Raw genomic sequence first — 10,565 nt, forward strand, 5'->3', positions numbered from 1 at the left:
CACAAATAGAAATCTGTGAACCCAATCCAATGTGGGAGCGGGCTTGCTCGCGAAGGCGGCGACTCGGTCTCGGCTCTATACCCAAACCGCATCCCACAGCGGATAGTCGCCAATCCGCTTCACCAACCCGGCCCGCAGAGGGTTGGCGACAACATACCTGGCCATTTTCACCAAGTCGTCTTCCTGGCGCAGCGCACGATCATGAAAGCTGGTCTGCCACAGCCGCCCCTTGCGGCCCGTGGCACCGTTCACAGTCCGAGTGCTTTTGGATTTCACCTGGCACAGCAGATCCCCCAGCGAGCCTTTTTTCAGTTCGATCAGCCAGTGAAAGTGGTCAGGCATCACCACCCAGGCCAGGGAGTTAGCCAGCCCTTGGTACTGGGCCAATCTGAACTGCCAGACCACCAGGCGACCGAGGTGAAAGTCGCTGAATATCGGTACGCGTTCGTGGGTGTTGGTGGTGATCAGGTAGGTGCGATTTGATTCGCTGTACCGGCCGATGCGCAGGCGGTGTGAGGTCGCGTGATCAGGCATTCCATTGCCTCCCTTCAGATAGTGTTCTGAGAGGCTAGATCCTGGTGATGGATGCTGATCGACAGGCTGTTGGCAGGATGTGTCTGGGAGGGCGCTTTCGCGGGCAAGCCCGCTCCCACATAGGCTCTGCGGCCTTCATACATTGTGTGTCTGGTACACGGAACTGTGAAAGGGAGCAGGCACCACCCTCCCTCAATCCGGCTCACACCCCTTCAACACCAACCGGATAATCGTCACCGCCGCCGCTTCATAATCCGCCTCATCCAGCTTGGCTTTACCCGTCACCGCCGAGATCTGCCAGTCAAAATCGGCATAGGTCTGCGTCGCCGCCCAAATGCTGAACATCAGGTGATTGGGGTCAATGGCGGCGATCAGGCCGCGATCTACCCAGTTCTGGATGCAGTCGATATTGTGTTTGGCCTGGGCGTTGAGCTGCTCGACCTGCTCGGTGCTGAGGTGGGGCGCGCCGTGCATGATTTCGCTGGCGAACACCTTGGAGGCAAATGGCAGGTCGCGGGAGATGCAGATTTTCGAGCGGATGTAGTTGCTCAGCACTTCCTTGGGGTCGCCATCGGGGTTGAACGGCGTGGAAGCAGCCAGGATCGGCTCGATAATGCTTTCGAGTACCTCGCGGTAGAGGTTGTCCTTGGACTTGAAGTAGTAATAGACATTGGGCTTGGGCAGCCCGGCCTTGGCGGCGATGTCGCTGGTTTTGGTCGCGGCGAAGCCCTTGTCGGCAAACTCCTCGCTGGCCGCCCGCAGGATCAATTGTTTGTTGCGCTCGCGAATGGTGCTCATAAACCAGGAACTTCCTTGCCATGACAGGCGGTCGGGCATGGTAGCACCGGCTTGACGCAGCGCTCAAGAATACAGGCTCAGCCCTTGTATCACGGGCATTACAGAGACTTTGTCTGTCTTGATGCTGAACGCATTCACGGTAGTACAGGCAGGCGCCGGGCGCGCTGCTAGAGTTCAGGTCAGCGACGCGGTGATAACGCCGGTCGTTTTGTCCTGTATTCGGCGTTCGAGTGAGAAACCGTGGAGAAAAGCAGACGACGTACGTTTGCCTGGGTCATCGGCGCGTTGTTGCTGGTGGCGTTGGTGATTATTTTGGGCATGCACTTCTTTTTTGGCGGCGCCCACAAGGGCAAGCCTCCTTCTCCCGGCGAGCCGGTCGCAGTGGTGCCGGTGGCCTTGCAGGACGTGCCGGTGTACATCGACGCCCTCGGCACTGTCACTCCGACTCGCAGTGTCACGGTCGTGAGCCAGGTCGATGGCATCCTCACCAGCGTGGAATTCAAGGAGGGCCAGCACGTCAGCAAGGGCCAGGTCATCGCCCGCATCGACGACCGCGCGCTCAAGGCGCAATTGGCCGTCGCCAAAGGCACGCTTGCCCACGACCAAGCCGTATTGAGCAACGCCCAGCGTGATTTGGCGCGTTACCGCGACCTGGTCAAGGCTGGCTCCACCAGCCAGCAAACCCTCGACACCCAGGCGTCCCTGGTCCAGCAGCAACAAGGCACCGTCGCGGCCGACCAAGGCAATGTGCAAAATCTTGAAGTGCAACTGAGCTATTGCACCATCACCTCACCGGTGGATGGCGTGGTCGGGTTACGCCTGGTAGACCCGGGCAACTATGTGACCACCGCGAGCACCACCGGGATCGTGGTCATCACCCAGATGAACCCGGCCACCGTGGTGTTCGCGGTGCCCGAGGATGACCTCGGTGCCATCAATCAGGCCCTGGCCCGTGGCAACGTCACGGTGCTGGCCTATGACCGCAACAAGAAAACCCTGCTGGCCACTGGCAATCTATTGGCCCTGGATAACCAGGTGGACACCAGCACCGGCACGATCAAGGTCAAGGCGCAGTTCGATGATTCGGGCAATGCGCTGTTTCCCAACCAATTCGTCAATGCGCGCCTGAAGGCCGACACCTTGAGCCAGATCGCCGTGGTGCCGACCCGCGCCATCCAGCACGGCAGCAAGGGCGACTTCGTGTTTGTGGTCAACGGCAACAAGGCCAGCCTGCGCACGATCAAGACCGGCCCGTCGACCGGGGACGTTTCGGCGGTGCTCGAAAACGGCGTCAAGGCCGCAGAACAGGTGATCACCGAGGGCGCCGACAAACTCGACGATGGCTCGCCCGTGAAGGTCGTCGCCGAGTGAGGGGCTGCCGAACATGAACATTTCGCGGCCCTTTATCGAACGCCCCGTCGCCACCACGCTGATGATGGTCGCGGTGCTATTGCTCGGCTTGTTGGGTTACCACTTGTTGTCGGTGTCGGCGCTGCCGGAGGTCGATTACCCGACTATCCAGGTGTTCACCCAATACCCTGGCGCCAGCCCGGACGTGGTGAGTTCGTCGATCACCGCACCCCTGGAACGCCAGCTCGGCGAAATGCCGGGGCTCAAGTCGATGAACTCCACCAGTTCCGACGGCGCTTCGGTGGTGACCCTGCAATTTGATTTGTCGCTGTCCCTGGATGTGGCCGAACAGGAGGTGCAGGCCGCGATCAACGCAGCGGGCACTTTCCTGCCAGCCAACCTGCCGTACCCGCCGGTGTACAGCAAGGTCAACCCGGCGGATGCGCCGGTACTGACCTTGTCGTTGACCTCCGACGTGCTGCCGCTGACCAAGGTCGAAGACCTGGCCGACACGCGCCTGGCGCAGAAAATCTCGCAGATCACCGGCGTCGGCCTGGTCACCATCAGCGGTGGCCAGCGCCCGGCGGTGCGGGTCGAGGCCAACACGTCGGCGCTGAACAGCCTCGGCCTGTCACTGGATGACCTGCGCACGTCCTTGGGCACCGCCAACGTCAACCAGGCCAAGGGCAATATCGACGGCAAATTCCAGGCGTATTCCATCGGCGCCAACGACCAGCTGCAATCGGCCGAGGAATACCGCGACCTGGTGATCGCCTATAAAAACGGCGCACCGATTCGCCTGTCGCAGATAGCCACTTCGACCCAGGGCCCGGAAAACCCACGGCAAGCTGCCTGGACCAACGACACCCCGTCAATCGTCTTGAATATCCAGCGTCAACCCGGCGCCAACGTGATCGAGGTGGTCGACCGCGTGCAGCAATTGCTGCCCAAATTGCGCGCCAGTTTGCCGGGCACGCTGAAGGTCGCGGTGCTGACTGACCGCACTCAGACCATCCGCGCCTCGGTCACCGATGTGCAGTACGAGCTGGGGCTGGCGATTTTGCTGGTGGTGATCGTGATTTTCGCCTTCCTGCGTAACGTGCCGGCCACGATTATTCCGGCGGTGACTATTCCGCTGACGCTGATCGGCACGCTGGCGGTGGCCTACGCCCTGGGCTTTTCCCTGAACAACCTGACGCTGATGGCGCTGACCATCGCCATCGGCTTTGTGGTCGACGACGCCATCGTCATGATCGAAAACATCACGCGCTACCTGGAGGCGGGCGACACCCCGTTGCAGGCGGCGCTCAAGGGCGCCGAGCAGATCGGTTTCACGATTATTTCGCTGTCGATCGCGCTGATTGCGGTGATGATTCCGCTGCTGTTCATGGGCGACGTGGTCGGGCGGCTGTTCCGTGAGTTCGCCATGACCGTGGCGGTGACCATCGTGATTTCGGCGTTCATTTCCCTGACGCTGACGCCGATGATGTGCGCGCGCATGCTCAAGTCCAAACACGAGGAGCGCCGCGCGGATTTCTTCGACCGCATCAACAGCCACTACGTGCGCGGCCTGGATTGGGTGCTGGCGCACCGCACCTTGACGTTGATCTCGGTGGTGCTCACCGCCGCGCTGACGTTGTTCACCCTGGTGATCATGCCCAAGGGCTTTTTCCCCGACCAGGACACCGGCTTGATCCAGGGCATTTCCCAGGCTTCGCCGACCGTTTCGTTTCAGCAGATGCAGGTCGAACAGCAACGCCTGGCGGCGCGCATCCTCAAGGACCCGGCGGTGCAGAGCCTGTCGTCGTTCGTCGGCATCGACCAGACCAACCCCACCATCAATCAGGGCAATTTGCTGATCAACCTCAAGCCGCGTGGCGAGCGTGACAGCAGCACCGACGTGATCCGCCGCCTGGCCGACGCGAATGCCGATGACGCCGGTATCCGCCTGTACCTGCACTCGGTGCAGGACCTGACACTCGACGCCACCGTGTCCACCACCACCTACCGCCTGGGCCTGCAAGCCACCGACCCGGATGAGCTGGAACAATGGACCGGCAAATTACTTGCTGCCATCAAGCAAGACCCGATGTTCACCGATGTGCAAAGCCAGGCCATGCAGTTCGGCAACCAGATCAAGCTGACCTTCGATCGCGCCACCGCCTCGCGCTTGGGCATCACCCCGCAAGCCATCGACGATGTGCTGTATGACGCCTTCGGCCAGCGGCAGGTGTCGACCATCTATACCCAGCTCAACCAGTACCACGTGGTAATCGCCACCGATCACCCGCCGCGCAACCTGCCGGATTTGCTCACCGGTTTGTACGTGGACATTCCCGCTGGCGGCGTGGCGCCGCTGTCGAGCATGGCGACCATGGAGGTGGTGCGCACGCCGGTGACCATCAACCGCCTCGGGCAGTTTCCCTATGCCGATGTGTCGTTCAACCTCGCGCCCGGGCAGACGCTGGGCGCAGCAGTGACGCGCCTGCAGGACATTGAAGCCAAGGTGGGCCTGCCGCTGTCGGTGCAGGCCAACCTCGAAGGCGCGGCGGCGACGTTCCAGGCGTCGCTGTCCAACCAGGTGTTCCTGGTGCTGGCGGCGATTGTGGTGGTGTACCTGATGCTGGGGATTCTGTACGAGAGCTTCGTGCACCCGGTGACGATTCTTTCGACCCTGTTGTCAGCGGCTCTTGGCGCGTTGCTGGCGTTGCTGGTGACGGGCACGCAATTCGACATCATTGGCTTGATCGGCATTGTGTTGCTGATCGGCATCGTCATGAAAAACGGCATCATGATGGTCGACTTCGCCCTGGAGCTGTTACGTGAGGGCGGTTTGAGTCCGGTCGAGGCGATACGCCAGGCGGCCGAGTTGCGTTTTCGGCCCATCTTGATGACCAGTATGGCCTCGCTGTTCGGCGCGGTGCCCCTGGCGCTGGGCACCGGGATTGGCTCGGAACTGCGCCACCCGCTGGGCATTGCGATCATTGGCGGGCTGTTACTGAGCCAGTTGCTCACGCTGTTTTCCACCCCGGTGATCTTCCTCGCCATGCACGGCCTGGGGCAGCGCTTCAGCCGTCGCCCGGTTGCCGTGGATTGATGCGATGAACCTCAGCGCGCCGTTTATCCGCCGCCCCATTGCCACCACCTTGCTGGCGGCCGGGCTGGCCCTGTTTGGCGTGCTGGCGTTCAACCTGTTGCCGGTGGCGCCGCTGCCGGAAGTCGATTTCCCGACCATCAGCGTCAGTGCCTCGTTGCCCGGCGCCGACCCGACCACGGTCGCCAGCTCCGTGGCCACGCCGCTGGAGCGCCAGTTCGGGCAGATTGCCGGGGTCACGCAGATGACGTCCGCGAGCAGCTTGGGCTCGACGCGTATTACCATGCAGTTTGATCTCAGCCGGGACATCGACGGCGCGGCGCGGGACGTGCAGGCGGCCATCAACGCCGCGCGCAGCAACTTGCCCAGCGACTTGTCCGGCAACCCGACGTACCGCAAGGTCAACCCGGCGGACTCGCCGATCCTGATCATCAGCCTGACCTCCGACAGCGCCACGCCGGGGCAGATGTATGACGCTGCCTCGACGGTGCTGGAGCAGCGCCTGTTGCAAACCACTGGCGTGGGTGACGTGACCGTGGGCGGCGGCGCACTGCCGGCGGTGCGCGTCGAACTCAACCCCGACCGCCTGAATCAATACGGCGTCAGCCTGGAGCAGGTGCGCCAGGTCATCAGCGCCTCCAACGCCAACCTGCCCAAGGGCAACGTGGCGGTGGGCGACCGCTCCTATGGCATTGGCGCCAATGACCAACTGCTCGACAGCAACGAGTACGGGCCACTGGTGGTCAAGGCGCGTAACGGCGACCTGATCCACATTTCTGACCTCGGCTACGTGCGTGAAGACGTGCAAGACCTGCGCAACTTCGGCCTGTCCAACGGCAAGCCGGCGGTGCTGCTGGTGGTGTTCAAGCAGCCCGGCGCGAACGTGATCGACACGGTGGACGCGGTCAAAGCCTCGCTGCCGTTTCTGCAAAGCTCGATCCCGGCGTCGATCAAGCTCAACCTGCTGATGGACCGCACCACCACCATTCGCGCGTCGCTGCATGACGTGGAAGTGACGTTGCTGGCGTCGATCCTGCTGGTGACACTGGTGACCTTCGGCTTCTTCCGGGATTGGCGCAGCACCCTGGTGCCGGCCATCGTGGTGCCGTTGTCATTGCTCGGCACCTTTGGCGCCATGTATTTCCTCGGCTACAGCCTGAATAACCTGTCGCTGATGGCGCTGACCATCTCCACCGGCTTTGTGGTGGACGACGCCATCGTGGTGGTGGAAAACATCATGCGCCACCTGGAGCGCGGCAAGAGCCGGGTGGAAGCCGCCATGGCCGGTGCGCAGGAAGTGGGGTTTACGGTACTGACCATCAGCGTGTCGCTGGTGGCGGTGTTCATTCCGCTGTTGCTGATGGGCGGGATCGTCGGGCGGCTGTTTCGGGAATTTTCGGTGTCGTTGTCGGTGGCCATCGTCATCTCGATGGTGATCTCGCTGACGGTCACGCCGATGCTCGCCAGCGTGTTGCTGCGCGCGCCCAAGGAGATCCACGAAGGCAATGAACACCCGGACTCGCGTTTTCATCGCTTCTACGACCGCACCCTGGGCTGGGTCATCGACCATTCGAGCCTGATGGGCTTGGTGACGGTGCTGGTGATCGTGCTGGCAGGCGTGCTGTACGTGCTGGTGCCCAAGGGCTTTTTCCCGCAGGAGGACACCGGGCGCCTGCAAGGCAGCATCATTGCGGCGCAGAGTATTTCCTACGGGGCGATGCAAAAAGACTTCACCGAGATCAACCGTAAAGTCATGAAAAACCCCAACGTGGAAACCGCTGCCGGGTTTGTCGGCGGCGGGGGCGGGGGTGGCGGGGCGGTCAACAGTGCGCAGATGTTTGTGCTGCTCAAGCCTTTGGGCGAGCGCAAAGACAGCGCCACCGACGTAATCGGGCAAATTCGCCATACCCTCGGCGATTTGCCGGGCACCAAGCTGTTCCTGCAGTCGGCCCAGGACATTACCGTGGGCGGCCGGCAAAGCGGCGCGCAGTATCAATACACCCTGACCGCCGACGACCAGTCGTCACTGGATGAATGGGTACCGAAAGTGGTGGCCGTGCTACACACGTTGCCGCAACTGACCGACCTCAATACCGACCAGCAGGACAACAGCCTGCTGGCCAATGTGCACATCAACCGCGACACGGCGGCGCGGCTCGGCGTGGGCATGTCGGCGGTGGACCAGACGCTCTACGACGCCTTCGGCCAGCGCCAGGTCTCGACCCTCTACCGCGCGGCGAACCAGTACCACGTGGTGATGGAAATCGCTCCTGAATACTGGACCGATCCCTCGGCGCTGAAGGGTATTTATGTGCCGAGCGGCAACCAGGCGGTGTCGACCAAGGGCACCACGGCCGCCCCGAACCTGGCCAACCCGGCGCCTCTGGTGCCGCTGTCGGCGCTGGCGGATAACGCGGTGGCACGCACGGCCATTTCCATCAGCCACCAAGGCACGTTCCCGGCGGTGACCGTCTCGTTCAACCTCGCCCCCGGCACGTCCATCGGCCAGGCAACTGCGCTGGTGGATGATGCGGTGAAGCAACTGCGCATGCCCGCCAGTGTCACCGGCCAGTTTGCCGGCACGGCCCAGGTGTTCCAGTCGTCGGTGGCCAGCGAGCCTTTGCTGATTGTCGCCGCGTTGCTCTCGGTGTACATCGTGCTGGGCATTCTTTATGAGAACCTGATGCACCCGCTGACCATCCTGTCCACCTTGCCTTCGGCGGGTGTCGGCGCCCTGATCGCCTTGTTGCTGACCGGCACCGAGCTGTCGATCATCGCGTTGGTGGGCGTGATTCTGTTGATCGGTATCGTGAAAAAGAACGCGATCATGATGATCGACTTCGCGATTACCGAGCGGCGCGAATTCGGCCTCAGCGCCAAGGAAGCAATCCGCCGGGCCTGCCTGATCCGTTTCCGGCCGATCATGATGACCACCCTGGCGGCGATTCTCGGCGCATTGCCGCTGGTGCTCGGCACCGGCTACGGCTCGGAACTGCGCCGGCCGTTGGGGATTTCGATTATTGGCGGGTTGTTGCTCAGCCAGGTGCTGACGCTCTACACCACCCCGGTGATTTACCTCTGGCTCGACCGGGCGTCCCAACGCCTGGGGCGGCACAAGGAAGCAAGGTCATGAAACTCAGATACAGCGTGCTGTTTATCGCCCTGGCCCTTGGCGGTTGCATGGTCGGGCCGGATTACCAGAAGCCGGCGATGCAGCTGCCGCAGTCGTTCAAGGAAGGCGCGCAGTGGCAGCGCGCGGCGTCCAACCCTCAAGGCGCGCTCGACAGCCAATGGTGGCTGGCGTACCAGGACCCGGTGCTGAACGACCTGGTGGCGCGTTCGGCCAAGGCCAACCAGTCGATCATTGCTGCAGAGGCGGCCTATCGGCTGGCCCAGGCGCAAGTGGCGTCGAGCCGTGCCGGGCTATGGCCGACGGTGGGTGTGGGGTTGTCCGGTTCGCGCGGCGAGGGCGGTGATGGCAGCAGTTCCACCACCACGACCACGGCATCCAGCGGGGTCAAAAACAGCGTCAGCGCGACCTTGACCGCCAGTTGGGAGCCGGACCTGTGGGGCCTGGTACGCCGGGGTATTGAGTCGAGCCAGGCGACGGCGCAGCAATCGGATGCGTTGCTGGCCGGGGTGCGTTTGTCCATCAGTTCCAGTGTGGCGAGCAATTATTTGGCGCTGCGGCAAATGGATATCGACGTGCGCCTGCTGCAACAGCAGCAGACCATCAACCAGCAATTGCTGGACATGATCCAGGCCCAATTCACCCAGGGCGTCGCCACCAACGACCAGTTGCTGGTGGCCCAGGACCAACTGACCACCTCGATTGCCGACCTGCAGACGTCGCTGCGTGACCGTGAGCAATACGAACACGCGCTGGCGGTGCTGGTGGGGATGGCGCCGAGTGAGTTCAGCGTGGCGCCGCGCGAGGACTTCACCTTTGTGCTGCCGCGCCCGCCGTTGAGCTTGCCGTCGACCTTGCTGCAACGTCGGCCGGACGTGGTGGCGGCTGAGCGTTCGGCGGCGGCGGCGAATGCCAGGATTGGCGTGGCTGAGGCGGCGTTTTTCCCGACCCTGGACCTGACCGCTACCGCTGGCTACCGGGGCAGTGCCTTGGGTGGGTTGTTTTCATTGCCCAATCGCATCTGGACCTTGGGGCCGGCGCTGGCGGAGACGATTTTTGACGGCGGCGCGCGGGAGGCGGCGGTCAAGCAGGCGGAGGCCAGTTATGACCAGGTCGCGGCCAACTATCGAGGCACGGTGCTGAGTGCGTTGCAGAATGTTGAGGACAATTTGTCGGCGATTAATCATCTGCAGACCCAGGCGGATGCGTTCCAGCAGGTTTTTCAGCGCAACCAGCAGTTGTTTGGCAGCCAGGAGGCGCAGTTGCGCGCCGGGACGGTCAGCCGGGAGGCGGTGTTGACCCAGCAGCTTGTGCTACTGCAGGCCGAGCAGAGTTTGCGTGATACGCAGGGGCAGTTGAGCCAGGGCAGTGTGGCGTTGATCCAGAGCCTGGGCGGCGGTTGGCAGCCTTGATAGGTGGGAGCAGCCTAGGGCAACCTCTATCCTGCTGATGCCCCACAATCCAAAAAATGTGGGAGCTGGCTTGCCTGCGATAGCGGCCTCCAGGGCGACCCCTATCTTGCTGATGCCCCCACGATCCAAAAAATGTGGGGGCTGGCTTGCCTGCGATAGCGACCTCCATGGCGACCTCTATCCTGCTGATGCCCCACGATCCAAAAAATGTGGGAGCTGGCTTGCCTACGATAGCGGCCTCCAAGGC

General features: G+C 62.5%; 6 protein-coding genes. 4 read left to right on the forward strand and 2 right to left on the reverse strand.

Going from position 1 to position 10,565, the window contains the following annotated elements; all coding sequences use genetic code 11:
- Positions 1 to 75: 75 nt before the first annotated feature.
- A complete protein-coding gene (locus WBB95_RS29300; protein ID WP_424490762.1) occupies positions 76 to 534 on the reverse strand; it encodes an REP-associated tyrosine transposase in 459 nt (152 codons plus the stop codon).
- Positions 535 to 726: 192 nt separating this feature from the next.
- Positions 727 to 1,332, reverse strand: coding sequence for a TetR/AcrR family transcriptional regulator (locus WBB95_RS29305; protein ID WP_424490763.1), 606 nt, complete (start codon positions 1,330 to 1,332; stop codon positions 727 to 729).
- Positions 1,333 to 1,572: 240 nt separating this feature from the next.
- On the opposite strand from WBB95_RS29305, the gene WBB95_RS29310 reads away from it, so the two are divergent.
- From WBB95_RS29310 to WBB95_RS29325, 4 genes are read left to right on the forward strand one after another with little or no spacing between them, the layout of a single operon-like run.
- The gene (locus tag WBB95_RS29310; RefSeq protein ID WP_424490764.1) at positions 1,573 to 2,703 is read left to right on the forward strand and encodes an efflux RND transporter periplasmic adaptor subunit; all 1,131 of its coding nucleotides are present in this window, start codon (positions 1,573 to 1,575) and stop codon (positions 2,701 to 2,703) included.
- 13 nt (positions 2,704 to 2,716) lie between these two features.
- Complete coding sequence (locus WBB95_RS29315) at positions 2,717 to 5,779, forward strand: efflux RND transporter permease subunit (protein WP_424490765.1); 3,063 nt, start codon at positions 2,717 to 2,719, stop codon at positions 5,777 to 5,779.
- Positions 5,780 to 5,783: 4 nt separating this feature from the next.
- Positions 5,784 to 8,909, forward strand: coding sequence for an efflux RND transporter permease subunit (locus WBB95_RS29320; protein WP_424490766.1), 3,126 nt, complete (start codon positions 5,784 to 5,786; stop codon positions 8,907 to 8,909).
- The gene (locus tag WBB95_RS29325; RefSeq protein WP_424490767.1) at positions 8,906 to 10,318 is read left to right on the forward strand and encodes an efflux transporter outer membrane subunit; all 1,413 of its coding nucleotides are present in this window, start codon (positions 8,906 to 8,908) and stop codon (positions 10,316 to 10,318) included. Before WBB95_RS29320 ends, WBB95_RS29325 begins: the two co-directional genes overlap by 4 nt.
- Positions 10,319 to 10,565: the final 247 nt, after the last annotated feature.

The organism is Pseudomonas sp. (assembly GCF_049645325.1).
GTDB lineage: Bacteria > Pseudomonadota > Gammaproteobacteria > Pseudomonadales > Pseudomonadaceae > Aquipseudomonas.